This window comes from Brevundimonas sp. FV1ye4L (genome assembly GCF_058681255.1).
Map to the genome: position 1 here is coordinate 1658928 of NZ_CM178734.1, position 25463 is coordinate 1684390.

Genomic DNA, 25463 nt, shown 5'->3' on the forward strand with positions numbered 1-25463 from the left:
AGTAGCATTTTATTTCTACATTACGCCGTTTTATCGCCATTTTTGACGCCCGCCTTCTTTCAGAGCCCAGAAGCGCTCGGCGCGGGTATGGCGGAGGCCGGACCCCCGCACTAAGTTCTGTTCATGAACCGTTCCTCGACGCCGAAGCCCGCCGCCGCAAAGCCGGCCAAGCCCGTCCACACGCCTGACCCCGGCGTGCGAGAGGCCGCTGCGGCGTTCAAACGCGACACCGGGAAAATGCCGATGTTCGCCCCCGTCACCGGCCCGCGCCTGACGCCGGAGGAGCCCGTCGCCGCCCCTGCCGACTGGGTCCCGCACCGCCCCTCGCACGAGGGCAAGAAGAAGGGCGGCCGCTTCCGGCTCGAGACCAAATACACCCCCGCCGGCGACCAGCCCGCCGCCATCGCCGAACTGGTCGCCCAGGCCGAGGCGGGCGATCGCGATCAGGTGCTGCTGGGCGTCACCGGCTCGGGCAAGACCTTCACCATGGCCAAGGTCATCGAACAGACCCAGCGCCCGGCCCTGATCCTGGCCCCCAACAAGACCCTGGCGGCCCAGCTCTACTCCGAGTTCAAGAGCTTCTTCCCGGACAACGCCGTCGAATATTTTGTCAGCTACTACGACTACTACCAGCCTGAAGCTTATGTTCCGCGTACGGACACCTATATCGAGAAGGACTCGTCCATAAATGAGCAGATCGACCGGATGCGGCACTCGGCGACGCGGGCGATACTGGAGCGGGAGGATGTGATCGTCGTCGCCTCCGTCTCCTGCATCTACGGCATCGGGTCGGTCGAGACCTATACGGCCATGACCTTCACGCTGAAGGTGGGGGACCAGATCGACGAGGGGAAGCTGCGGGCCGATCTGATCGCGCTGCAGTACAAGCGCAACGACCTGAATTTCGACCGCGGCATGTTCCGCAAGCGCGGCGACGTCATCGAGATCTTCCCGGTCCACCTTGAGGACCGCGCCTGGCGCATCAGCCTGTTCGGCGACGAGCTGGAGGCGATCCAGGAGTTCGACCCCCTGACCGGCAAGAAGACCGCCGACCTGACCGAGATCACCGTCTACGCCGCCAGCCACTATGTGACCCCGCGCCCGACGCTGAACCAGGCCACCCAGGGCATCAAGGCCGAGCTGAAGGAGACGCTGGACTGGATGATCGAGAACGGCAAACTGCTCGAGGCCCAGCGCCTCGAACAGCGCACCCGTTTCGACCTGGAGATGATGGAGGCCACCGGCAGCTGCGCCGGCATCGAGAACTATTCCCGCTGGCTGACCGGCCGCGCCCCCGGCGAGCCCCCGCCCACCTTCTTCGAATACATCCCCGACAACGCCCTGCTGTTCGTGGATGAGAGCCACGTCACCATCGGCCAGATCAACGGCATGTTCCGCGGCGACTACCGCCGCAAATCCACCCTGGCCGAATACGGCTTCCGCCTGCCCTCCTGCATCGACAACCGCCCGCTGAAGTTCGAGGAATGGGAGGCCATGCGCCCTCAGACCGTCCACGTCAGCGCCACCCCCGGCGCCTGGGAGATGGACCAGGCCGGCGGCGTCTTCGTCGAACAGGTCATCCGCCCCACCGGCCTGATCGACCCGCCGGTCGAGATCCGCCCGGTCAGCGGCGCCACCCGCAACCAGGTCGACGACGTCATCGACGAGGTCAAGGCCACCACCCGCGCCGGCTACCGCAGCCTGGTCACCACCCTGACCAAGAAGATGGCCGAGGACCTGACCGAATACATGCATGAACAGGGGATCCGCGTCCGCTACATGCACTCCGACGTCGACACCCTGGAGCGGATCGAGATCCTGCGCGACCTGCGTCTGGGATCCTTCGACTGCCTGATCGGCATCAACCTGCTGCGCGAGGGGCTGGACATCCCCGAGTGCGGCCTGGTCGCCATCCTGGACGCGGACAAGGAGGGCTTCCTGCGCTCCGAGACCTCGCTCATCCAGACCATCGGCCGCGCCGCGCGCAACATCGACGGCCGCGTCATCCTGTACGCCGACCGCATGACCGGCAGTATGGAGCGCGCCATCGCCGAGACCGACCGCCGCCGCGAACGCCAGATGGCCTACAACACCGAACACGGCATCACGCCCGAAAGCGTCAAGCGCGACATCAAGGAGCTGATGGACAGCCCCTATGAGTCCCGCGAAATGGACCGCCTGACCCGCCCCGGCGTCGCCGAAGCCTCCAAACCCTTCGTCGGCTCAAACTTCCAGGCCGCCCTCAAGGACCTGGAAGGCCGCATGCGCGAAGCCGCCTCCAACCTGGAGTTCGAGGAAGCCGGCCGCCTGCGCGACGAGATCAAGCGCATGAAGCTGCTGGACCTGGAATTCGCCAACGAGGCCCTGACGGGGGCGGGGGAAGAGGTGGACCGGTCGGCGCCGAAGAAGTGGCGCGCGGAGGCGGCGGCGGAGAAGGCGGAGGCGTTCAGGAAGGGGCGGCTGTAGGGGGCGCTCCCGCTTCCTTCTCCCCTTGCGGGAGAAGGTGGCCGAGCGAAGCGAGGTCGGATGAGGGGTCACGCCGGCCCTAACGATCCACGCCGAACCGACCCCTCATCCGGCCCTTCGGGCCACCTTCTCCCGCAAGGGGAGAAGGGACGCGCAATTTAGAGGTAACCTTCGCTCAGGCCTTTTCGGGGCCTTCGAGCTCTTTGATCCGCTTCTCGATCTGATCAGACAGTTGATAGATGTCCGTCAGGTCGCTGATCAGGTGTCGGATTTCGTCCTTGTCGGAGAAGGTGCCGACATACTTCTTGGTGACGCCGTTGAAGTGCAGGCGGGCGATGGTCTTGCGGTTGTTGTCGTCCAGCAGGATCGCGCAATAGGACTGGGCGTCGCGCATGACGATGCGTTTGGGCTTCACCACTTTCGAGGCAATTGCCTGGATGATGTGGAAGCCGGACACCTCCTCTTCCGTCGTCACGACGATCTCGGGATCGCTCGGCGGGGCTTCGTCTTGGTCGGTCATCGACGGGCCGGTCGCGTTCAGGGCCGTGGACAGGCGCTCGTTGACCTTGTCGCGAATGATCGAAGAAAAGGTCGCCACGACCATTTTGCCGAAATTCTCGCGGACCTGAGCAGTGACGCGCCCCTCGTGGACACGGGTGGCCATCATCCGCACGAACTCCTCCGAGGGCTCGGCCATCTCTTTTTCCAGTTCCTTGCGAAGCAGGGACTGGAGTTTCAGCAGTCCCGCTTCCTGAACGATCTTGTCGATGTCGAACGAGAGCTTGGTGAATTTCTCGACCGTGCGGCCATCGGTCGGCTTCAGCGCGTCCATGCTGAAGGTGAAGAACGGCTTGTCGTCCATCTTGTTGGTGGCTTCGACGTCGGAATAGAACTGGTAGACGACGCCGTTGGTCAGGATAGCCAGCCGGGCATCCGTCACCGAGAAATAGCGAAACAACTGGCTGGCGTGGTTGAGGTTGAGCGCCACATTGCTAGGCTTACACTCGATCAGAATGCGGATCTTGCCACCATGGCAGATGGCGTAATCGACTTTCTCACCCTTCTTGGTGCCAACGTCGGCTGTATATTCCGGAATGACCTCGGACGGGTTGAACACGTCGTAGCCCAGCGCTTGGATGAAGGGCATGACCAAGGCCGTCTTTGCGGCCTCTTCGGTCAGCAACACCTCTCGATGCTCCATCGTGCGTTTCTGAAGTTCGCCCAGTTTCGTTTGAATGTCCAAGGCTTTCCCCCTTATTGAACAACGATAGCTAAGCCGCAACCGGCACGGGAGTCTAGCGCCGTCGGCGGACAATCAATCTGGATGAGGGGTTTCACCGGGCCCTAACGATCCACGCCGAACCGACCCCTCATCCGGCCCTGCGGGCCACCTTCTCCCGCAAGGGGAGAAGGAAGGGCGATTAGCGCACTGGTAAAGACCGTCGCCGTCATACTAACCTAAGGTTGGTGGGGAGAATGGGTTGGTCGATCAGGGCAAATATGGCCGCGACTGGGATAAGGAGGAGTTGGACCTCATCGTCGCCGACTATTTCGCCATGCTCGACGACGCCGTCTCTGGTCGCCCGCTGGTCAAGGCCCGTCACGCCAAGGCGTTGTCACAACAGATCGGCCGCACGGTCGGCTCGGTCGGTCAGAAATACGGAAACATCTCCGCCGTCCTGACCGAACTGGGCATGCCCAAGCTGAATGGTTTCGGTAGTCGGCCGAACTACCAAGAAGCCATCTTCTCCGCACTGGAACGCCATCTCGACCAGAATCCCGCCGCTTGGGACATCGGGATGCCATTGCGCGACTCCCTGCGGGCCCAAGCGACCGAACAGCCGGCGTATGGAAGCGGGGTGTCGGAGCCCTCGACCGCGTTTGAGCCGGCGCCCCTGCTGATGACCTCGGCCCCTCCCCTTGGCGCGGAGAGGCCCCGACGACCCGTGGGCCTGTCGCGACTGGTTCGGAAATTCGATCCGGCGGCTCGCGATCAGCGGAACCGGCAGCTTGGCTTGTTGGGCGAGGAGCGCATCTTCCACCACGAACGCGCCCATCTGATCGCCCATGATCGGGCGGATCTAGCGAAGAAGGTCGAATGGACGTCGCAGGAGCGCGGAGACGGGGCCGGATACGACATTCGCAGCTTCGACCCGACGGATGGTCGTGAGCGACTGATCGAGGTGAAGGCCACGCGTGGCGGCGCATCGACGGACTTCTTCCTGACCCGAACGGAATGCGAGGTGGCGCAGGAGCGGCCTGACGCATGGCGGCTTTACCGCGTGCATAGCTTGCCCGTCCGGCCGGAATTCTTCGTCCTCGCGCCACCGTTGGAAAGCGCGGTGGTGCTGACGCCGGAGGCGTGGCGGGCGTCCTTCTGACCCCTCATCCGACCTCGCTGCGCTCGGCCACCTTCTCCCGCAGGGGGAGAAGGAAGAGGTTGCAATCTTGGCGGGCGTTGCGCACAATCTTTATATGAGCGACTGGCTGCAATCACGCGCCAAACAGATGCGCCGCGAGCCCGTCCATTATGAGCGGCGGCTGTGGGGGCTGTTGCGGGATCGGCGGCTGGCGGGGCTGAAGTTTCGGCGGCAGATGGTGATCGGGCGGTATATCGTCGACTTCATCTGTCTGAGGCATCGGCTGATCGTCGAGGCGGACGGGCCGCAGCATGACGACCGGATCGAGGACGCCGAGCGGGACGCCTGGCTGCGCGAACAGGGGTTCCGGGTGCTGCGGTTTCCGAATGGGATGATCGGGAACCAGCGGGAAGCGGTGCTGTCGGCCATTGTGGCGGCGACGGAGGAAGGCCTGACGCGCGACTAAACCTTCCTTCTCCCCTTGCGGGAGAAGGTGGCCGAGCGAAGCGAGGTCGGATGAGGGGTTTCACCGGCTCTGACGGTTCAGGCTGAACGACCCCTCATCCGGCCCTCCGGGCCACCTTCTCCCGCAGGGGGAGAAGGAAGGGCGTCTCCGGGTCGAGGACGCGGTTCAGTTGGGCGCGGCGGGTCTCCATTTCGGCGGTCCTGGCGGTGCGCGTCAGGCCCTGGGCCTTCATCGCCGTTCTGATCCCTTCTCCCCTTGCGGGAGAAGGTGGGCGAGCGGAGCGAGGTCGGATGAGGGGTTACACCGGCCCCGACGATCCACGCCGAACCGACCCCTCATCCGGCCCCCCTGGTCTTTCATCATCCTCCGGCAAGCCGCGCCTTCGCGGCGCAGACCGGGGGACCCAGCGGCGCGCGTGAGCGCGAACCTGTCGCGGACGCGATCTTCAAACGCCGTGCGGCGGATGGATTTCGCCTGACGGCGCCGCTGGGTCCCCCGGTCTCGCTACGCTCGCCGGAGGATGACGAAAGGCGGGGCGGGTTGACGGCTAAACCAACTCCACCTTCAGCGAACGCCCCAGCACCCGAGCCGCGCGGCTGAGCGTGTCCAGCGTCACGTTCGACGCCTCCGGGTCGAGGACGCGGTTCAGTTGGGCGCGGCTGGTCTCCATTTCGGCGGCCATGGCGGCGCGGGTCAGGCCCTGGGCCTTCATCGCCTGCTGGAGCTGGAGGGCGATCACGCTCTTGACCGCGCGCAGGGTCACTTCCTCGCGGATGCCGTCCTCGTCGAGGAAATCGTCCAGGGTGGCGAGGTCCGACGGATCGCGGAACTTCATGTCTGAGGTCATTCGACGCTCCTTTGATTAAAGGCTGCGCTCCTTCATGCGGCGTAGCGCGATCTCGATCTCGGCCTTTGGGGTCTTCTGCGACTTCTTGAGGAAGCCGTGGACCACGACCAGCGCCTTGTGCGCCGTATCGTGGAAGAAGATCATCCGCACCTCGCGATTGCCGCCGAGGCTGGACCGGACCTCCCACAGGCCGCCGCCCAGCGAACGGCAGAGCGGAAGCCCCATCGGAAACCCGAACTGGACCCGCTTGAGGTCGTAGCCGAGGATCGCGCGGTCCGGCTTATCGAAGGATCGCAGCCACTCCTGAATGACCGGCCGACCGGCGGGGGTCTGGTAGAAGCGGACCGTGTGCATGGGTCACTCGTCTAACGGCGTGATGATGGTGCATGGCTTGGTCCCTGGCAGGTTATAGGGCAGATCGTACCATAAATAGTCCATTGAGCAATCCTGCCTTTTAGCGGCGATTTGCAAGAAGCACGGGGCAGGCCCTGGGCCGCCATCCCCGTTCTGATCCCTTCTCCCGTAAGGGGAGAAGGAAGAGGTTGCAATCTTGGCGGGCGTTGCGCACAATCTGGATATGGACGACTGGCTGCAATCCCGCGCCAAACAGATGCGCCGCGAGCCCGTCCATTATGAGCGGCGGCTGTGGGGCCTGTTGCGGGATCGGCGGCTGGCGGGGCTGAAGTTTCGGCGTCAGATGGTGATCGGGCGGTATATCGTCGACTTCATCTGTCTGAGGCATCGGCTGATCGTCGAGGCGGACGGGCCGCAGCATGACGACCGGATCGAGGACGCCGAGCGGGACGCCTGGCTGCGCGAACAGGGGTTCCGGGTGCTGCGGTTTCCGAATGGGATGATCGGGAACCAGCGGGAAGCGGTGCTGTCGGCCATTGTGGCGGCGACGGAGGAAGGCCTGACGCGCGACTAAACCTTCCTTCTCCCCTTGCGGGAGAAGGTGGCCGAGCGAAGCGAGGTCGGATGAGGGGTTTTACCGGCCCTGGCGGTTCAGGCTGAACGACCCCTCATCCGGCCCTGCGGGCCACCTTCTCCCGCAAGGGGAGAAGGAAGAGAGGGTTGCGTCCAACTTTGGCGTAACGGCGGTTTAGGCCGTGGGGACATGAGCCAGGGCATTCACCGCAAGATCCGATCCGACGCCGTCTGGGCCGAGGTGCGCAAGGCGTGGGAGGATGGGGAGACCGCGCGGTCGGTGGCGCGGCGGTATGACGTCGGGGTTCACGCCCTGTGGAAGCGGCGCGAGGCGGAGGGCTGGACGCGGCCGGAGCCGAAGGCGGGGCCGGTGGAGCCGGCCGAGGGCTGGGGCGCCTATGTGCAGGGGCGGCGGGACGCCTTCGAGGCGCGTCTGGAAGAGGCGCGGGCGCTGGCGGAATGTCTGGTCGAGGCGATGAAGGACGAGCGGCTGACGCGGGCGCCGCACTGGCATATTCCGTGGCTGTATCGCTGGCGCGCCGACCATCTGGGGGCTGAGGCGGCGGCGCGGGACCGGGAGCGGGCGCGCGAGGCGGGGCATCCGTGGGCCGAGGTGTTCTGGGACGAGGACGGGGTGCTGAGGCCGCTATGGCGGCTGGATGAAGAGATGGCGCGGCTGCACCCGCAGGACTGGCGCCGGGCGCTGGGCGTGCCGGAGGGGGTGGAGGTGGGACTCCTTCTCCCCTTGCGGGAGAAGGTGGCCGAGCGCAGCGAGGTCGGATGAGGGGTCGGTTTGGCGTGGATCGTCAGGGTCGGTGTGACCCCTCATCCGGCCCTGCGGGCCACCTTCTCCCGCAAGGGAGAAGGAAGAGGAGTCTAGTCCTCGTCCATCTTGAGCGCGGCGATGAAGGCTTCCTGCGGGATTTCGACCTTGCCGAACTGACGCATCTTCTTCTTGCCGGCCTTCTGCTTCTCCAGCAGCTTCTTCTTCCGCGTGGCGTCGCCGCCGTAGCATTTCGAGGTCACGTCCTTGCGGAGCGCGCGCACGGTCTCGCGGGCGATGATCTTGCCGCCGATGGCCGCCTGGATCGGGATGACGAACAGGTGGGGCGGGATCAGCTCCTTCATCTTCTCGACCATGCCCCGGCCGCGCGTCTCGGCGCGGGCGCGGTGGACCAGCATGGACAGGGCGTCGACCGGTTCGGCGTTGACCAGGATGTTCATCTTCACCAGGTCGCCGACCTTGTATTCGGTGATCTCGTAGTCGAACGAGGCATAGCCCTTCGAGATCGACTTCAGACGGTCGTAGAAGTCGAACACCACCTCGTTCAGCGGCAGCTCATAGACCACCATGGCGCGGGCGCCGACGTAGGACAGTTCGATCTGCTGGCCGCGGCGGTCCTGGCACAGCTTGATGACGCTGCCGAGGTATTCGTCCGGCGTCAGGATGGTGGCCTTGATCCAGGGCTCGCTGATCGTCTCGATCTGCATCACGTCGGGCAGGTCGGCCGGGTTGTGCAGGTCGATCTCGGAGCCGTCGCGCAGGCCGATCTTGTAGACCACCGAAGGGGCGGTCGCGATCAGGTCCAGGTTGAACTCGCGGCTGAGCCGTTCCTGGATGATCTCGAGGTGCAGCAAACCGAGGAAGCCGCAGCGGAAGCCGAAGCCCAGGGCGGCGCTCGATTCCATCTCGTAGGTGAATGACGCATCATTCAGCCGCAGCTTGCCGATGGCGGCGCGCAGGTCCTCGAAATCGGCGGCGTCGACCGGGAACAGGCCGCAGAAGACCACCGACTGGACCTCCTTGAACCCCTTCAGCGGTTCGGCGGTCGGCTTTCTTTCATCGGTGATGGTGTCGCCGACGGCGGCGTGGGCGACTTCCTTGATCTGGGCGGTGATGAAGCCGACCTCGCCGGGGCCCAGCTGGTCCACCGGGGTGTTCTTGGGCAGGAAGACGCCGACCCGGTCGATCAGGTGGGTCGAGCCGTTGCGCATCATCTTGACCCGCATGCCGGTCTTCAGCACCCCGTCGAAGACGCGCACCAGGACGACGACGCCGAGGTAGGGGTCGTACCAGGCGTCGACCAGCATGGCCTTCAGCGGGGCGTCGGGGTCGCCCTTGGGGGGCGGGAGTTTGGTGACGATGGCTTCGAGGACGTCCTCGATGCCGATGCCGGACTTGGCGCTGCACAGCACGGCCTCGGAGGCGTCGATGCCGATGACGTCCTCGATCTGGGCGCGGACCCGCTCGGGCTCGGCCGCCGGCAGATCGACCTTGTTCAGGACGGGGACGATCTCGTGGTTGTTGTCGATCGCCTGATAGACGTTCGCCAGGGTCTGGGCCTCGACCCCCTGGGACGCATCCACGACCAGCAGCGACCCCTCGCACGCCGCCAGGCTGCGCGACACCTCATAGGCGAAGTCCACGTGGCCCGGCGTGTCCATCAGGTTCAGGACATAGTCCTGCCCGTCCTTGGCGAGGTAGTTCAGGCGCACCGTCTGCGCCTTGATCGTAATGCCCCGCTCCTTCTCGATATCCATATTGTCGAGCACCTGCTCGGACATCTCGCGCGCGGTCAGGCCGCCGGTGAATTGGATCAGTCGGTCGGACAGGGTGGACTTGCCGTGGTCGATGTGCGCGACCACGCTGAAGTTCCGGATGTTCGAGATAGGGGGAGTCGTCATCCGCGCGCCCCTATCACGCGTAGAGGTCCGGGACCAGCGGGCGCGGCGATCCGCGCCCCTGACAGTGTCAGATTAAGGCTTTGCAATAAAGCGCATGGGCGTTTGAGGACCGTTCGCAGACGAGGTAAGAAGCGGGTCTGTGATCACCGGCGCCAGCCGGGCGGTCCGCTTCGCCTGCAACCGAGGAAATCTCCCGTGTCCAAGACGACCCGAACCGCCTTCAGCCTTGGCGCTCTCGCCGTGTCGGCCTTCCTGCTGGCCGGCTGCGGGGGGCATGGCGACGAGGCGACCGAGGAGAAGGCCGCCGGCGGCTCGCGCCAGACCGTCACCGCCGCCACCGTGACCCAGACCAATCTGCGGCGCACCGTCACCGCCTCGGGCACCGTCTCAGCCTGGGAGGAAGTGCCGGTCGCGGCCGAGACCGGGGGCCTGACCGCCGTCGCCGTCTATGTGGATGAAGGCTCCTATGTGCGTCAGGGCCAGCCCCTGGTGCAGATGAACGACGTCCTGCTGCGCGCCCAGCTGCGCCAGCAGCAGGCCCAGGTGCAGCTGGCCGAAGCCAATGTGGCGCGCGACGACGCGGCCCTGGACCGGGCGCAACAGCTGAAGGAACGCGGCTTCCTCAGCCAGGCCTCGCTGGACACCGCCCTGGCCAATCAGCGGGCGTCCAACGCCAATCTGGCCGCCGCCCGCGCCACCCTGGCCCAGACACAGACCCAGTTGTCGCAGGCCACCGTCCGCGCGCCCGTCGCCGGCCTGGTCATCAGCCGCAGCGTCACCAAGGGCCAGATCATCGCCGCCGGGACCGAGCTGTTCCGCATGGTCCGCGACGGCCGGCTGGAGTTGGACGCCCAGGTGCCCGAGACCGAACTGGCCCAGGTTCGCGCCGGCCAGTCGGCGACCGTCTCCTCGAGCGAGGCTGGAACCACCGCGGGCACGGTTCGGATCGTCACGCCCGAGGTCAACGCCAACACCCGCCTGGGTCTGGCGCGCATCTCGCTGTCGCCCGGCGCCCCGCTGCGGCCGGGCATGTTCGCCCGCGCCGACATCGACGTCGGCGACCAGCCGGCCACCACGGTGCCGACGGGCGCGGTCCTGTATCGCGACAACAAGCCGGGGGTCTTCAGCCTGGCCGCCGACGGTCGGGTTCACTTCCAGCCGGTCGTCATCCTGTCGCGGACCGACACCCAGACGGCCGTCACCGGCGTCAATGTCGGCGCCCAGGTCATCGTCGACGGCGCCGGCTTCCTGAACGAGGGCGACCGCGTCAACGTCGCCCAGGCCCCCGGCGGCGCCCGCCCCGCTACACAGCCTGCGGCCAAGTAGGACCGACCGATGAACCAGATGTCGTCCTGGGCGATCAAGAACCCGATTCCGATCATCCTGCTGTTCCTGCTGCTGACGCTCGGCGGCGTGGTCGGCTTCATGGGGATGCGGATCAATCAGAACCCTGACATCGACTTCCCGCTGGTCAATGTCACCGCCGCCCGCCCCGGCTCGGCGCCGGCGGAAATGGAGGTCCAGGTCACGCGGCTGATCGAGGACTCGCTGGCCGGCCTGTCGGGCGTGCGCCACATCACCTCGAACATCAGCGACGGCGTCTCGACGACGGTGATCGAGTTCGAACTGGGCACGGACACCGACCGCGCGACCAATGACGTGCGCAACGCCATGACCGGCCTGCGCGCCAGCCTGCCCCAGGACATGCAGGAGCCGGCGGTCCAGCGCATCGACATCACCGGCGACGCCCTGATCACCTATGTGGTCCGGTCGCCGACCATGACGCCGGAAGAGATCAGCTGGTTCATCGACAACGAGATGAGCCGGGCCCTGCTGGCCCTGGGCGGCGTGGGCGAGGTCAACCGGTCAGGCGGCGTGGATCGCGAGATCCGGGTGGAGCTGGATCCGCAACGGCTGTCGGCCTACGGCGTCACCGCGGCCGAGGTCAGCCAGGCGCTGAACAACGTCAACAACAACCTGCCCGGCGGCCGCGTCACCATCGCCGGGTCCGAGCGCGCCGTCCGCACCCTGGGCGCCGCCACCTCGGTCGCACAGTTGCGCGAGACCCTGGTGCCGCTGGGCGACGGCAAGACCGTGCGCCTGGATAACCTCGGCACGGTCGAGGACAAGTGGAGCGAACCGCGTCGCCTGGCCCGCTACAACGGCCAGGAGGCCGTAACCTTCAACTTCCTGCGCTCGCGCACTGCGTCCGAAGTCAAGGTCGCGGAACGGGTCCGCGAAGAGGTCCAGAAGATCGACGAGGCCCATCCCGAGCTGACCATCAGTCAGGTCACGGCCAGCGTCGAGGAGATCGAAGAGAGCTATCTGGCCTCGCTGGAGGCCCTGCTGCTGGGCGCCGTCCTGGCCGTCATTATCGTCTTCATCTTCCTGCGCGACTGGCGCGCCACCCTGATCGCGGCGACGGCCATGCCGATGTCGCTGATCCCGACCTTCGCCATCCTGGGCCCGCTGGACCAGTCGCTGAACGTCGTCACCCTGCTGGCCCTGTCCCTGACCATCGGCATCCTGGTCGACGACGCCATCGTGGAGATCGAGAACATCGTCCGCCACATGCGCGACGGCAAGCCGCCCTATGACGCCTCGCTGGAGGCGGCGGACGAGATCGGCCTGGCGGTCGTGGCCACCACGGCCACCATCATCGCCGTCTTTGCGCCGGTCGGCTTCATGCCGGGCATCATCGGCCAGTTCTTCAAGGCCTTCGCCCTGGCGGCCTGCGTCTCCGTGGCCTTCTCACTGTTGGTGGCGCGGACCCTGACGCCGCTGATGGCGGCCTTCATCCTGAAACACACCCACCATGAGGATCGCGATCCCTTCTGGATGAGCGGCTATCTGAAGGCCCTGCGCTGGTGCCTGGGCAATCGCTGGAAGGTCTTCATCATCGGCATCCTGTTCCTGGTCGGGTCGATCGGAACCTCGATCGTGGCCAAGATGTCGTTCGAGTTCATGTCGCCCGGCGACACGGCCCGCGCGGCCTTCCAGGTCGAGCTGCCGCCGGGTTCGACCCTGCGCCAGACCGACGCCGTGGTGCAGCAGATCACCCGCAAGCTGGAGGCCCGCCCCGAGGTCACCTCGGTCTATGCCGCCATCGGCGGCCAGGACGTGACCCAGGCCAACATCTACGCCGACATGGTGCCCAAGGGCGACCGCGAACTGAGCCAGCAGGCCTTTGCGCGGGTCATGGTCGACGAGATGAAACAGATCCCCGGCGCCCGCATCCGCGCCGGCATCGCTCAACAAGGGGGCGGGCCGGGCGACGGCACGACCTACACCTTCTCAATTCTGAGCGACAATCCTGAGGCCCTGACCGCAGCCGCGCGCAAGGTGGAGGAGGAGATGCGCGGCGTCCCGGGCCTGGCCAACGTCGTCAACTCGGCCGCCATCGCCCGCCCGGAAATCCTGGTCACGCCGCGCGCGGACGAGGCCGCCCTGGCCGGGGTTTCGGCCGGCGCCATCTCGCAGGCGGTGCGGGTCGCCACCATCGGCGACGTCGATCAGAACCTGCCCAAATATAATCTGGGCGACCGCCAGATCCCGATCCGGCTGCAGTTGACCGAGGAAGCCCGCGAGGACCTGAGCGTGCTGGAGACCCTGCGCGTGCCCGGCAACAACGGCGCCTCGGTGCCGCTGAGCGCCGTCGCCGACATCGAGTTCGGCGCCGGTCCGGCCACCGTCACCCGCCAAGACCGGTCGCGCATCGCCTCGATCAGCGCCGAACTGGACGGCATCACCACGGGCGCGGCCGGCGTGGCGGTCAACCGCCTGCCCTCGGTTCAGAACCTGCCCGCCGGCGTGCGTCAGGTGCCGGCCGGCGACGCCGAGTTCATCCAGGAGATGCTGACCGGTTTCGGCATCGCCTTCGCCTCGGGCATTCTGCTGATGTATGCGGTGCTGACCCTGCTGTTCAAAAGCTTCGCCTATCCGATCACCATCATGGCGGCCCTGCCCCTGGCCATCGGCGGCGCCTTCATCGCCCTGGCCATCGGCGGCGCCAACTTCTCCATGTCGGCCCTGATCGGAGTGCTGATGCTGATGGGGATCGCGGCCAAGAACTCCATCCTGCTGGTCGACTATGTCATCATGGCCGAGAAGGAGGGGATGCCGCGATACGAAGCCATCATGGATGCGGCGCACAAGCGCGCCCGGCCCATCCTGATGACCACCTTCGCCATGGGCGCGGGCATGGTGCCGATCGCCATGGGGATCGGGGCCGACGTCCAGTTCCGCTCGCCGATGGCGATTGCGGTGCTGGGGGGGCTGATCTCCTCGACCTTCCTGTCCCTGCTCTATATCCCCGCCATCTTCACCATCATCGACGATGTGGCCAAGTGGGCGCGGCGCATCCTGCGCCGGTCGACGGCGGGACAGCGGGAACTGGCCCAGCCGAGGCAGGGGCCGTTGGTGGAGTAGTGGGTTCCCGTAAATCCGTCTCCTTGTCCTGACGGCGCGGCGCCGACATCGGTCCCGGCGACCGTTCGGGCTGGTTTATGAAGGGGGGCGGCGCCCCCGGGCTCAAGCACGGTCTGAAAGGACCAAGGGCGGCCGGTGCGCCATCAACCTGGACAATCAGACGACGCCGTCAGCAGACAAGGGTGACGGATTTTTGGAGGGACGGAGATCGCGGCGGAAACACGGCGACGCACTGGCGCGACGCAAAAGCCGCGGTTATAGCTGGCGGATAAGGCGAGTTCATCGCCAGCCTAATTATAGAGATGAAACGCATGGCCGACGCGCACGCCGCTCCGCACCACGACTATCACCTCGTGCCGCCCAGCCCGTGGCCGCTGCTGTCCTCCATCGCGGCGACCATCATGTTCATCGGCGCCGTGATCTGGATGAAGGGGCTGGCCCCGGCCGAGAACGGGCCGATCGCCGCCAACTTCCTGGCCGAGGGTCGGCAGGGAGTCTTCTTCGCCGGTCTGGCGGGGGTGCTGATCTCGGCCTTCGGCTGGTGGTCGGACGTGATCAAGGAATCCAAGGCGGGCGATCATACGCCGGTCGTGTCCATCGGCCTGCGCTACGGCATGATCCTGTTCATCGCGTCGGAGGTGATGTTCTTCGTCGCCTTCTTCTGGATGTTCTTCGACATGGCCCTGTTCCATGAATCGCGGGCGTTGACGCCGGAAGTCGGAACCTGGGCGGATACGGCCAAGGCCTGGTCCACCTGGCCGCCGCAAGGGGTCGAGGTGCTGTCGCCCTGGCAGCTGCCGCTGCTGAACACCGTGACCCTGCTGCTGAGCGGCTGCACCGTGACCTGGGCCCACCACGCGATCCAGGTCGGCGACCGCAAGGGCGCCAAGATCGCCCTGGTCATCACCGTGATCCTGGGCGTCTTCTTCACCTGCGTTCAGGTCTACGAATATCAGCACATCCTGCACGAGCACCTGTTCTTCAACGAGGAAGCGATCAACTCGGGCCTGTATGGGTCGATCTTCTTCATGGCGACGGGCTTCCACGGCTTCCACGTCCTGATCGGCACCATCTTCCTGGCGGTCTGCCTGATCCGCCTGCTGGCCGGGGACTTCACCCCGCAGAAGCATTTCGGCTTCGAGGCGGCGGCCTGGTACTGGCATTTCGTGGACGTGGTCTGGCTGTTCCTGTTCGCCTTCGTCTACGTCGTCTTCGGTTGATCCCGGACACCACGGACAAGATTGCGGCGGCGGGGGACGAGGGATCGTCTCCCGCCGTCGCCGTTTCCGCTGTGCGGGCGGGCGTAAAGGGGCGGTGCCCGCGCTGTGGTCAGGGGCGGCTGTTCGCCGGCTTTCTGAAGGTGCGGACGGAGTGCGAAGCCTGCGGCCTGGACTACACCACCATCCAGACCGGCGACGGGCCGGCCAGTTTCATCATGCAGATCGCGGGCTTTGTGGTCGGGTTTTCGGCCCTGGTGGTCGAGATCAAATTCCATCCGCCGATGTGGCTGCACCTGATTGTCTGGCTGCCGCTGGTGGTGGGCCTGTCGCTGGCGCTGATGCGGCCGGGGCGGGGGCTGATGATCGGCCTGCAGTACAGGAACCAGACGTGATGCGGTTTCCCTGGATACTGACCGTTCTGACGGTCGCGGCTCTGGCGCTGCTGATCGGGCTGGGCCTGTGGCAGGTCGAGCGGCTGAAGTGGAAAGAGGGGCTGATCGCGGCGTCCGAGGCGGCGGCGGCCAAGTCGCCTGCGCCGCTGGATCAGGTGCTGGGCCCCAATCAGGACGAGGGCGATCTGGAGTTCAGGAAGGCGTTGATCGTCTGTCCGGGTCTGGCCACCGCCCCCTATGTCGAGCTGCAGTCGATCCATGACGGCGAGGCGGGGGTGCGGCTGATCTCGGCGTGCAAGCCGGCGGGGGCGGAGTTCAGCCTGCTGATCGACCGGGGCTTCATCGCCGACGGAGTGAACGACCGGCCGCGCGTGATCGAGACCAGCCTGCCGCTGGTGCTGATCGGGGAGTTCCGCAGTTTCGATCCGCCCAGCGGCATGACGCCGGCGCCGGCGAACGGCCGCTTCTACGGCCGCGACACGGCGGCCATGGCCGAGGCCCTGAAGGTTCAGGGGCCCGTGAGGCCCGAGGCGGTGTTCGCAATCAGCCCGACCAATCCCGAGTTCGCGGCCCTTCGGCCGTCCGCGCCGCCGGCGGCCTTTTCCAACAATCATTTCGGTTACGCCCTGACGTGGTTCGGGCTGGCGATTGCCCTGGCGGGCTTCTATGTGGCCCTGCTTCGACGTCGAACCAAGAAAGACATCCCCTGACGGCTTCCCTGCACACCCTGTCCAACGGCGTTCGCGTCATCTGCGACCCCATGCCCGGCCTGAAGACCTTGGCCGTCGTCGTCACCGTCAAGGGCGGGGCGCGGTGGGAGGCGGAGGATCGTTCCGGCTGGTCGCACCTGCTGGAGCATCTGGTGTTCAAGGGCGCCGGCGACATGGCCGCGCGCGAGATCGTCGAACGGATCGAGGCCGAGGGCGGCACGATCAACGCCTCCACCGGCTATGAGCGGACCAGTTTCGAGGTGCGGGGCCTGGACGGGTCGCTGCCGCTGGCGATGCAGGTGCTGTCGGACCTGGTGTTCCGGCCCACGCTCGACCCCGCCGAGATCGAGCGGGAAAAGGACGTGGTGGCCCAGGAGATCGCCGAGGCCTTCGACACGCCCGACGACCATGTGTTCGAGATGGTCCAGACGCGCGCCTTCGCCGGCCAGCCGCTGGGCCGGCCGATCCTGGGCTCGGTCGCCAGCCTGAAACCGGCGGACAAGGCGACGGTCGAGGCCTGGCGGGCGCGGTTGTATTCGCCCGACCGGATGGTGGTGTCGGTCTCCGGCGCGGTCGAGGAGGGCGAACTGCTGGCCCTGGCCGAGCGTTGGTTCGGCGCGGCGGCGGCGACCCCCGTCGAGGCGCCGGCGCCGGCCCTGTTTGTCGGCGGGCATGCGGCCCTGACGCGCAAGATCGAACAGGCCAATCTGGTGTTCCAGCTGCCGGCCCTGTCGGCGACCGACCCGGCCCTGTCGTCGATGCGGTTGTTCGGCGAGATCCTGGGCGGGGGCATGGCCTCGCGCCTGTTCCAGAGCGCGCGCGAGGAGCGGGGCCTAGCCTACGCCATCGACGCCTATCAGGAGCCGTATGAAGATACGGGGGTGCTGGGCATCTACGCCGGCGCGGCGGCGGACCGGGCGAAAGAACTGGCCCAGGTGGCGGCGGGCGAGGTGCGGGCCCTGGCCGAGACGGGGCCGACCGAGAAGGAGCTGTCGCGGGCCAAGGCGGTGATGAAGGCGGGCCTGTGGATGTCGGACGAGAATCCGATGAGCCGGGCGGGACGCAACGCGGCCCAGACCCTGATCTTCGGCGCGCCCCGGTCCAGCCTGTCGATGACCGAACAGCTGGAAGGCCAGACGGTCGAGGACGTGCGGGCGGTCGGTGCGCGGATGCTGGCGGGCGGCCGGGCGGCCAGCGCCGTGCTGGGGCCCAAGTCGGCGGCTCCGGCGGGCGAGGCGTTTGCGGCGGGGCTGTTCGGGGGGTAGCTCCCAGCCCCAAAAGAAAGGGCCGCCTCTTTTCCGAAGCGGCCCAAGTTTGCTCAGGGGAGAAATCAGAAGCGGTAGTTCATGCCCACCGCGAAGGTCCGGCCATAGCTCTGATAATCGATGGTCTGACGGTCATCGCCGTTCTGGAAGGTCTTGAACGGTTCATCGGTCAGGTTGTTGACCTGCGCCAGGATCGACAGGCCTTCCAGCGGGCCGGACTGGAACTCATAGCCGACCTGGGCGTCGACGACGGTTTCCTCGGCCACCGAACGCAGGGTCCGGCCGTTGCCGAAGCCGGCGACCTCGCCCAGGAAGTCCGAACGGTAACGGGCCGAGACGCGGCCCTGGAAGCCGTAGCGTTCATAGTAGAGCGTGCCGTTCATGACCGTTTCCGACAGGCCCGGCAGGGTGGTGGGCGGGTTGGCGGGATCCGGCTGGACCTCGCTGTCCGTCTGCGAGGCGCTGAACAAGCCGCCGAAGCCTTCCAGCGCCGGGTGGAAGATATCAAATGGCGCGGAGACCGAGAATTCCAGACCCTTGATCCAGCCGCCGTCGCCGTTTTCAGGCGTCGTGAGAACACCCTCATTGATCACGGGCGTGACGCCGCCGGTCGGATAGCCGGTGAAATCGAACAGCACGCTACGCGTGTAGACGTAGCTTTCGAGGTTCTTGTAGAAGGCCGCCAGCGAGACATAGCCCTTGCGGTTGGCGAAGTACTTCTCGAACGAGACGTCGACCACATCGGCGATGAAGGGCTTCAGCTCGGGATTTCCGCCGCCGCCGCCCCACGGCGAGTTCTGGGTCGGCGTCGCGTTTGCGTTGTTGTTGCCCGCGTTGAACGAGAAGTTCCGCGAGGCGCGCATGTCGTCCATGCGCGGGCGCGCCAGAGTGCGGGCCACGGCGAAGCGGGCGAACATGTCGTCGCCGACCTCCAGGATGAAGTTCGAGCTGGGCAGGATTTCCAGATATTCCGCGCCGCCGGTGAGTTCGGCGACGGCGGCCACGCCCTGGCTGATCTGCTGGGCCTCGAAGCCTTGCCCCTGCTGATCGGTGTAGACGAACTGCATGCCGACATTGCCGGTCAGCGGCAGGCCGAACAGAGAGTGGTCGATGTTGGCGCGGACATAGGCGGTCGAGACCTTTTCCGTGACTTCCCAGTTGCCGGCGGCGACGTCGGCGTTGGGGTTGCGGACTAGGTCCAGCAGGCCGCTGTTGACCAGGCCGAGGGCGTCATAGCTGAGCACCTGCGAGATGCCGAGGTAGCCCAGGTCGGTCGGGTCCAGCAGATACTCCGACGGCACGAACAGATCGCCGCCACCGGGGACGCCGATGTAATACTGGTCGTTGACGAAGGTCTTGTTCCGCTCGGAGTAGTTGAAGCCGAAGTCGATCGACTTGAACGGGCTCTGGTGCAGTTGGCGGTTCGCGGTCAGGCGCACCGCCTTGATCTCGTCCTCGATGGACGGGGTGTTCATATAGCCGACCTGGCCGCCCGTGATGACGTCGCTGCCCCAGCCCTGGGCTGAGGTGATGCGGATCAGGGTCGGGTCGGCGTAGTCGAGCTGGCTGGTGAAGCGGGTGACGCCGTCATCGGTCAGTTCGAAGCCGAGGGTGTCCAGCGCGCCGTTGATGTTACGGCCGGTGCCGGCGTTGGTCTCGAGGATGATGTCGTTCCGCTCGACCTTCGAATAGTTGACGTCGAGCGCCAGGGTCCAGTCGTCGTTGGCGACGAACTCGGTGTTCCAGCCCAGGGCCGTGATGTTGCTGTCACGCTTGTTCAGGTCGTTGCGGACGACGCCCTTGATGTTGTCCCAGGTGCCGGCGACGATCAGGCCGTCCTCGACCGTATAGCCGGGGCGCAGAGACGGGCCAGGACGGCAGACGGCGCTTTGAACATTGCCGCCCGCGGCGCAGGCGCCCGACGCAGCCTCAGCCGAACCGCCCCAGGCCAGCGGGAATTCGATGCCGCGCAGGACCTGGGTGTTCTTGAACTCGGAATAGAAGGCGTCGATCGTCGAATGGATACGATCGTTCGGGCGCCATTCAAGCACGCCCATATAGCCGTCGCGCTCCAGCTCCGACGACATGACATAGGGTTTGACGCCGCCGGTCAGCAGATTGCCGTCGCTGTAGTTCGGATAGCCCCAGGCGTTGAACCGCTCCGACTGATACGGCGAGCTCATGTGAGCGTAACCCAGGGCGACGCCCAGGGTCCCGTCCATGAACTGGTCGATGTAGGAAATCGTGTAGCGGTCGCCGCTGTCGGTCGTGCCGGAGTTCAGGGCGCCGATGTCGTTCCACTCGTGACGATAGTTCACGGCGATGGCCTGGCGGCCGTAGGCCAGCGGGCGGACGGTGCGCAGGTCGACGGTGCCGGCCAGGCCCTGGCCGACCAGGGCCGAATCCGGGGTCTTGTAGACGACCACGCTGCCCAGCAGTTCCGACGGGAATTGGTCGAACTCAACGCCGCGGTTGTCGCCGGTGGTGACCAGTTCGCGTCCGTTCAGCAGGGCGGTGGTGAAGTCCGGGCCCAGGCCGCGGATGGAGATCTGCTGGCTGCGGCCGTCCAGGCGCTGCATGGTCACGCCCGGCAGGCGGGCCAGGGATTCGGCGATGGAGACGTCCGGCAGCTTGCCGATGTCTTCGGCCGAAATGACCTCGACGATCGAGGTGTTGTTGGCCTTGGCCGAAATCGAGGCCTCGATCGAGCGGCGGATGCCGGTGACGACGATTTCGCCGACTTCGGCGGCCTGGTCGTCGGCCGGGGCGGCGGTTTGGGCGTGAACGCTGCTGACGGCCATCAGCATGGCGGCGCCGAATGCGGCGCCCGACATCAGGCGCACGCGCCGGTTAAGACGTTGAGACATGGTCATCCTCCCTGAGGCTGTCGCGATTCTGAATGTCGCAACCGAAGCCTTCGCAAAAATATGCAAACATTTGTCATTCTTGCAAGCAGTTAATCTCTGCGGCTCATTTTTGCCGCACCTCAAGCTTGGCGTTTACCCCGTATTTGCCCTTATTTCGCCTGTTCCTGCCCTATCTATGCTGCGACGCAGCATTGTAATGCGCGTTGACACATCGCGCCGCGACTGCAAAATCTTGCAAATCGATCTGGAAGGCTTTGCACTTTCCGGACAGGAGGACGACAGGATGACGCTCAACCGACTGTGGAAGACGCCGAAGCGCGCCATGATGATGGCTGCCGCCCTGCTGGCCTCGACCTCTCCCCTGCCGGTTCAGGCGTCGGACGCCCTGACCGCGCTGCGTCAGCGCCCGCCCCAGGACGAGGTCATCTATTTCCTGCTGCCCGACCGTTTCGCCAACGGCGATCCGTCGAACGACCACGGGGGCTATGCGCCCGAGCGGCTGAAGAGCGGCTTTGATCCGTCCGACACCGACTTCTATCACGGCGGCGATCTGGCCGGCGTGACCCAGCGGCTGGACTATATCCAGGGCCTCGGCGCGACGGCGGTCTGGCTGGCGCCCATCTTCAAGAACAAGCCGGTCCAGACGCACGGGAACTACACCGGCGCGGCGCACCACGGCTATTGGATCACCGACTTCACCGCCGTCGATCCGCATTTCGGCGACGAGGCGGCGATGCACGCCCTGGTCGATGCGGCCCATGCGCGGGGCATGAAGGTCTATCTGGACATCGTCGCCAATCACACGGCCGACGTGATCCGTTATCGCGAATGCCCCGACCGGCCGTGCGAATACCGCAGCCGGGCCGACTATCCTTACACCCGTCTCGGCGGGCTGGACGGAGCGGCGATAAACGAGGGTTTCGACGGGCGGGACTTCTCGCGCCTGACCCGGCCCGACTACGCCTATACGCCTTATGTTCCGGCGGGCGAGGAGAAGGCCAAGGTTCCGGCCTGGCTGAACGACCCGATCCACTATCATAACCGGGGCGACAGCACCTTCGCCGGCGAAAGCTCGCTGGACGGGGATTTCGCCGGCCTGGACGATCTGCTGACCGAGGATCCGGTCGTGATCCAGGGCATGATCGACATCTTCGGCGGCTGGATCGACAAGTACGGGATCGACGGCTACCGCATCGACACCGCCCGCCACGTGAACCCCGAGTTCTGGCAGGCCTTCATCCCCGCCATGCTGGAGCGGGCGCGGGCCAAGGGCATCCCGAACTTCCACATCTTCGGCGAGGTCTATGACCATGACCCGGCGGTCACGGCGCGGTTCACGCGGGCGGACGCCTATCCGGCCGTGCTGGATTTCCCGTTCCAGAAGACGGCGGTGGACGTCGCCTCGGGCAAGTCGGGGACCGACACCCTGGCCAAGCTGTTCGCCGCCGACGCGATCTACGCCAAGGGGGCGGACACCGCCGCCATCCTGCCGACCTTCCTGGGCAACCACGACATGGGCCGCGTCGGCTTCTTCGTGAAACAGGCCAATCCGGACGCCGATGAGGCCGAGATCCTGGCCCGGGTGAAACTCGCCCACGCCCTGATGATGTTCAGCCGCGGCGTGCCGACCCTCTATTACGGTGACGAACAGGGCTTCGCCGGCGCCGGCGGTTACGGAAACTCGCGCCAGGACATGTTCGCCAGCCAGACCGCCGTCTATGCGGCGGAGCAGCCCATCGGCGGTCGCCAGCCCGCCTATTCGACTGAAGCGCCCCTCTATACGGCCATCGCCGAAATGGCCCGGATCCGCGCTGCGGAACCGGCGCTGCGCCACGGCCGTCAGGTCGTCCGCGCCGCCGGCGACACGCCGGGCCTGTTCGCCGTGTCCCGCCTCGACGAGGCCGGCGGAGAGACCCTGGTTCTGTTCAACACCTCGACCGCCGCCGTCACCGCACAGGTTGAGGTGGAGCCCGCATCGCTGCGGTGGCAAGCTGTTCGCGGCGACTGTGCGGCCCAGGCTTCGGCGCCGGCCAGCTACGCCGTCCGCATCGCCCCTCTCGACTATCTGATCTGCAAGAGCACGCCCAAGTGAACGCCCACACCCTCGACCTCGCGACCGCCGCCCAGCCGGCGACCGCCCACACTGAATGGTGGCGGGGTGCGGTGCTGTACCAGATCTATCCGCGCAGCTTCGCCGACGCGAACGACGACGGCGTCGGCGACCTGAAGGGGATCACCGAGCATCTGGACCATGTCGCCTCGCTGGGCGTGGACGGGATCTGGCTGTCGCCCTTCTTCACCTCGCCGATGAAGGATTTCGGCTATGACGTCGCCGACTATTGCGACGTCGATCCGATCTTCGGGACCCTGGCCGATTTCGACGCCCTGGTGGCCCGCGCCCACGCGTTGGGTCTGAAGGTGGTGATCGACCAGGTCTTTTCGCACACCTCGGACGAACACCCCTGGTTCCTGGACAGCCGCGCGTCGCGCAGCGGGCCGCACGCCGACTGGTACGTCTGGGCTGACGCCAAGCCGGACGGATCGCCGCCGTCGAACTGGCAGTCGGTGTTCGGCGGTCCGGCCTGGACCTGGAACGCCCGGCGCGGCCAGTACTATATGCACAACTTCCTGGCCTCCCAGCCGCAGTTGAACGTGCGGAACCCCGAGGTGCAGGACGCCCTGATCGCGGCGGCGCGGTTTTGGCTGGACCGGGGGGTGGACGGGTTCCGGCTGGACGCCATCAACTTCTCCATCCACGACCTGAAGCTGACCGACAATCCGCCGATCAACGACGGCAAGAAACGCACCCGCCCGTTCGACTTCCAGGACAAGATCAACAATCAGAGCCAGCCGGAGATCATCGGCTTCCTGAACCGGATCCGCGCCCTGACCGACAGCTACGAGGGCCGGTTCACGGTCGCGGAGGTGGGCGGCGACCACGCGGATCGGGAGATGAAGGAATACACCGCCGGGGCGGACCGCCTGCACTCGGCCTATGGCTTCCTGTATCTGTACGCCGACACGCTGAAGAGCGAACTGGTGGCCCAGGGCGAGACCATGTGGCCGGATCAGCAGGGCGAGGGCTGGCCGTCCTGGACCTTCTCGAACCATGACGCGCCGCGCGCCGTGTCACGCTGGGCCCAGGGCCGGGACCGCAAGGCCTTCGCCGAGATGGCCCTGCTGCTGCTGGTCTGCCTGCGCGGCAATGTCTTCGTCTATCAGGGCGAGGAACTGGGCCTGCCCCAGGCCGAGGTGCCGTTCGAACGGCTGGTCGATCCCGAGGCCATCGCCAACTGGCCCGAGACCCTGGGCCGCGACGGCGCCCGCACCCCCATGCCCTGGCATGCGGATCAGGCCAACGCCGGCTTCTCCACCGTCGAGCCCTGGCTGCCGGTCGATGCCCGCCACCTGCCGCTGGCGGTGGACGCGCAGGAGGCCGATCCGGCCTCGACCCTGCAGGTGGCGCGCCGGATGATCCGGCTGCGTCATCAGCATGCGGCCCTGCGCTACGGCGGGATGACGCCGATCGAGACCTCGGACCTGCTGGTGTTCGAACGACAGGAGCGCGGCGGCGACGGGGAGAAGCTGCTGTGCGTCTTCAACCTGGGCCACGACCCGGTTGATTGGCGTCCGCCCGTTGATGCGACGCGGGTCGAGGCGATCAACTGGACTGAGGCCGACGGTTCCGCCCTGCCCCCGCTCGCCGGACGGGTCTTCAGACTGGCATGAGCCGATCAGCCGCCACAGGTCTCGCGAACGATCAGATCGGTGGGAACGCGTTCCGACCGACCGGCGGTCGCGCCCCCGTGATCCAGCAGCTTGGACACCATCAGCCGGCCGGCCTTCATCGTGTCCTGGGCGATGGTCGAAAGGGCCGGGCGCGAGTAGCGGCTGAAGGGCACATTATCGAAGCCGATCACCGAGACGTCGCCGGGCACGGTCAGGCCGGCGTGTTCCAGCGCGCGCACCGCGCCCAGGGCGATCTGGTCGGAGGCCGCCACCACGCCGTCGAACCGCACGCCCCGGCGAACCAGGGCGTCTACGGCCGCCTCGGCGGACTCGACCTCGAAATGGGCGGGGACGATCAGTTCGGCGTCCACCGACAGACCCGCCGTCTCCAGCGCCTCCAGATAGCCCCGGTGTCTCTGCATCGCCTCGGGCGGATCGAGGTCGCCCAAGAACACGATCCGCGTGCGCCCCAGCCGCGCCAGGTGCGAAGTCGCGCGGCGACCGCCGGAGAAGTTGTCGGAGCCGATGGAGCAATAGTCCTGTTCCGGCAGATCGGCGCCCCAGACCACGAACCGGTAATCCCCAGCAGCCAGCCGGTTGAAGGCGGCGTGCAGGCTGGACTGGCCCAGGAAGATCACCCCGTCGGCTCGGCTGGTGTTCATCGCCGCCGCCAGCTCGTCATACGTGGCGGGGGATATGTGGCTCATCAGCAGGTCGCAGCCGCGTTCGCGCGCCGCCTCGCCCACCCCGGCCAGCAGCTCCAGGAAGAAGGGGTCGGAGATCCGGCCCTCCCGCCCCTGAGGTCGCGGCGTCACCAGGGCGATCGTGCCCTGGGCCCCGATCGGTCCGGCGGGCATGTAGCGGCGGAACGGGTAGTCGTGCTCCTTCGCCAGCTTCCAGATCAGTTGTTTGGTGCGGTCGTTGACCGCGGGGCTGTCGTTCAGCGCGCGCGAGGTGGTGGCGACCGACACGCCGGCCAGGCGCGCGATGTCTTCAAGTCGAGTGGTCTTGCGGCTCAAGGTCGCGGGTCCCCAGCACAGTCTGTTCTGACTGCAAATTTTTCTGCAAACATTTCAGCCACCGTTCGCGGCGGTTGGCAAG

17 protein-coding genes and 2 pseudogenes are annotated in these 25463 nt (G+C 66.4%); 13 read left to right on the forward strand and 6 right to left on the reverse strand.

Features of this window, described 5'->3' with window-relative positions; genetic code table 11:
* Positions 1-123 precede the first annotated feature (123 nt).
* Positions 124-2466: an excinuclease ABC subunit UvrB gene (gene uvrB / locus ACW17X_RS08055; protein WP_492100415.1), complete on the forward strand. Its 2343-nt coding sequence runs from the start codon at positions 124-126 to the stop codon at positions 2464-2466.
* Positions 2467-2641: 175 nt separating this feature from the next.
* Here the strand turns inward: uvrB and ACW17X_RS08060 are convergent, their stop codons facing one another.
* Complete coding sequence (locus tag ACW17X_RS08060; RefSeq protein WP_492096670.1) at positions 2642-3781, reverse strand: type I restriction endonuclease; 1140 nt, start codon at positions 3779-3781, stop codon at positions 2642-2644.
* 241 nt (positions 3782-4022) lie between these two features.
* Here ACW17X_RS08060 and ACW17X_RS08065 point away from each other — a divergent pair, with 241 nt between their 5' ends.
* Positions 4023-4847, forward strand: a complete 825-nt coding sequence (locus tag ACW17X_RS08065; RefSeq protein WP_492096671.1) for a protein NO VEIN domain-containing protein — start codon at positions 4023-4025, stop codon at positions 4845-4847.
* 151 nt (positions 4848-4998) lie between these two features.
* Positions 4999-5215, forward strand: a pseudogene (locus tag ACW17X_RS08070) (DUF559 domain-containing protein); the annotation flags it as partial.
* Positions 5216-5839: 624 nt separating this feature from the next.
* On the opposite strand, the gene ACW17X_RS08075 reads toward ACW17X_RS08070, so the two are convergent.
* Entirely contained in the window at positions 5840-6139 is a 300-nt protein-coding gene (locus ACW17X_RS08075; protein WP_492096672.1) for a helix-turn-helix domain-containing protein, read from the reverse strand.
* Positions 6140-6154: 15 nt separating this feature from the next.
* The gene (locus ACW17X_RS08080; protein ID WP_492096673.1) at positions 6155-6493 is read right to left on the reverse strand and encodes a type II toxin-antitoxin system RelE/ParE family toxin; all 339 of its coding nucleotides are present in this window, start codon (positions 6491-6493) and stop codon (positions 6155-6157) included.
* A gap of 280 nt (positions 6494-6773) precedes the next feature.
* Between ACW17X_RS08080 and ACW17X_RS08085 the strand changes: the two are divergent.
* Together ACW17X_RS08085 and ACW17X_RS08090 are read left to right on the forward strand one after the other, a co-directional pair.
* Positions 6774-6990, forward strand: a pseudogene (locus ACW17X_RS08085) (DUF559 domain-containing protein); the annotation flags it as partial.
* 266 nt (positions 6991-7256) lie between these two features.
* The gene (locus ACW17X_RS08090; RefSeq protein ID WP_492096674.1) at positions 7257-7850 is read left to right on the forward strand and encodes a hypothetical protein; all 594 of its coding nucleotides are present in this window, start codon (positions 7257-7259) and stop codon (positions 7848-7850) included.
* A gap of 92 nt (positions 7851-7942) precedes the next feature.
* Here the strand turns inward: ACW17X_RS08090 and lepA are convergent, their stop codons facing one another.
* The gene (lepA, locus tag ACW17X_RS08095; protein ID WP_492096675.1) at positions 7943-9751 is read right to left on the reverse strand and encodes a translation elongation factor 4; all 1809 of its coding nucleotides are present in this window, start codon (positions 9749-9751) and stop codon (positions 7943-7945) included.
* Between the two features lie 195 nt (positions 9752-9946).
* On the opposite strand from lepA, the gene ACW17X_RS08100 reads away from it, so the two are divergent.
* From ACW17X_RS08100 to ACW17X_RS08125, 6 genes are all read left to right on the forward strand, one after another.
* Positions 9947-11077, forward strand: coding sequence for an efflux RND transporter periplasmic adaptor subunit (locus tag ACW17X_RS08100; RefSeq protein ID WP_492096676.1), 1131 nt, complete (start codon positions 9947-9949; stop codon positions 11075-11077).
* A 9-nt stretch (positions 11078-11086) separates the two neighbouring features.
* Complete coding sequence (locus ACW17X_RS08105; protein WP_492096677.1) at positions 11087-14179, forward strand: efflux RND transporter permease subunit; 3093 nt, start codon at positions 11087-11089, stop codon at positions 14177-14179.
* Between the two features lie 311 nt (positions 14180-14490).
* Positions 14491-15399, forward strand: coding sequence for a cytochrome c oxidase subunit 3 (locus ACW17X_RS08110; protein ID WP_492096678.1), 909 nt, complete (start codon positions 14491-14493; stop codon positions 15397-15399).
* A complete protein-coding gene (locus ACW17X_RS08115) occupies positions 15396-15791 on the forward strand; it encodes a DUF983 domain-containing protein (RefSeq protein WP_492096679.1) in 396 nt (131 codons plus the stop codon). Before ACW17X_RS08110 ends, ACW17X_RS08115 begins: the two co-directional genes overlap by 4 nt.
* Entirely contained in the window at positions 15791-16501 is a 711-nt protein-coding gene (locus ACW17X_RS08120; protein WP_492096680.1) for an SURF1 family protein, read from the forward strand. The genes ACW17X_RS08115 and ACW17X_RS08120 overlap by 1 nt, the downstream gene beginning before the upstream one ends.
* Positions 16502-16551: 50 nt before the next feature.
* On the forward strand, positions 16552-17766 hold the full coding sequence (locus tag ACW17X_RS08125) for a M16 family metallopeptidase (RefSeq protein WP_492096681.1): 1215 nt from the start codon (positions 16552-16554) through the stop codon (positions 17764-17766).
* A 65-nt stretch (positions 17767-17831) separates the two neighbouring features.
* On the opposite strand, the gene ACW17X_RS08130 is transcribed toward ACW17X_RS08125, so the two are convergent.
* Complete coding sequence (locus ACW17X_RS08130) at positions 17832-20633, reverse strand: TonB-dependent receptor (protein ID WP_492096682.1); 2802 nt, start codon at positions 20631-20633, stop codon at positions 17832-17834.
* A 283-nt stretch (positions 20634-20916) separates the two neighbouring features.
* On the opposite strand from ACW17X_RS08130, the gene ACW17X_RS08135 reads away from it, so the two are divergent.
* The gene (locus ACW17X_RS08135; protein ID WP_492096683.1) at positions 20917-22725 is read left to right on the forward strand and encodes an alpha-amylase family glycosyl hydrolase; all 1809 of its coding nucleotides are present in this window, start codon (positions 20917-20919) and stop codon (positions 22723-22725) included.
* The gene (locus ACW17X_RS08140; protein ID WP_492096684.1) at positions 22722-24362 is read left to right on the forward strand and encodes an alpha-amylase family glycosyl hydrolase; all 1641 of its coding nucleotides are present in this window, start codon (positions 22722-22724) and stop codon (positions 24360-24362) included. The genes ACW17X_RS08135 and ACW17X_RS08140 overlap by 4 nt, the downstream gene beginning before the upstream one ends.
* Positions 24363-24367: 5 nt before the next feature.
* Here the strand turns inward: ACW17X_RS08140 and ACW17X_RS08145 are convergent, their stop codons facing one another.
* Positions 24368-25381, reverse strand: a complete 1014-nt coding sequence (locus ACW17X_RS08145; RefSeq protein ID WP_492026315.1) for a LacI family DNA-binding transcriptional regulator — start codon at positions 25379-25381, stop codon at positions 24368-24370.
* Positions 25382-25463 lie beyond the last annotated feature (82 nt).

Bases quoted from the DNA above. Each gene is read 5' to 3' on its own strand.
- ACW17X_RS08065 (WP_492096671.1), top strand. From the start codon at position 4,023: ATGCTCGACGACGCCGTCTCTGGTCGCCCGCTGGTCAAGGCCCGTCAC.
- ACW17X_RS08120 (WP_492096680.1), top strand. From the start codon at position 15,791: ATGCGGTTTCCCTGGATACTGACCGTTCTGACGGTCGCGGCTCTGGCG.
- ACW17X_RS08110 (WP_492096678.1), top strand. From the start codon at position 14,491: ATGGCCGACGCGCACGCCGCTCCGCACCACGACTATCACCTCGTGCCG.
- lepA (WP_492096675.1), bottom strand. From the start codon at position 9,751: ATGACGACTCCCCCTATCTCGAACATCCGGAACTTCAGCGTGGTCGCG.
- ACW17X_RS08080 (WP_492096673.1), bottom strand. From the start codon at position 6,493: ATGCACACGGTCCGCTTCTACCAGACCCCCGCCGGTCGGCCGGTCATT.
- ACW17X_RS08125 (WP_492096681.1), top strand. From the start codon at position 16,552: ATGCCCGGCCTGAAGACCTTGGCCGTCGTCGTCACCGTCAAGGGCGGG.
- ACW17X_RS08105 (WP_492096677.1), top strand. From the start codon at position 11,087: ATGAACCAGATGTCGTCCTGGGCGATCAAGAACCCGATTCCGATCATC.
- uvrB (WP_492100415.1), top strand. From the start codon at position 124: ATGAACCGTTCCTCGACGCCGAAGCCCGCCGCCGCAAAGCCGGCCAAG.
- ACW17X_RS08090 (WP_492096674.1), top strand. From the start codon at position 7,257: ATGAGCCAGGGCATTCACCGCAAGATCCGATCCGACGCCGTCTGGGCC.
- ACW17X_RS08135 (WP_492096683.1), top strand. From the start codon at position 20,917: ATGACGCTCAACCGACTGTGGAAGACGCCGAAGCGCGCCATGATGATG.
- ACW17X_RS08130 (WP_492096682.1), bottom strand. From the start codon at position 20,633: ATGTCTCAACGTCTTAACCGGCGCGTGCGCCTGATGTCGGGCGCCGCA.
- ACW17X_RS08075 (WP_492096672.1), bottom strand. From the start codon at position 6,139: ATGACCTCAGACATGAAGTTCCGCGATCCGTCGGACCTCGCCACCCTG.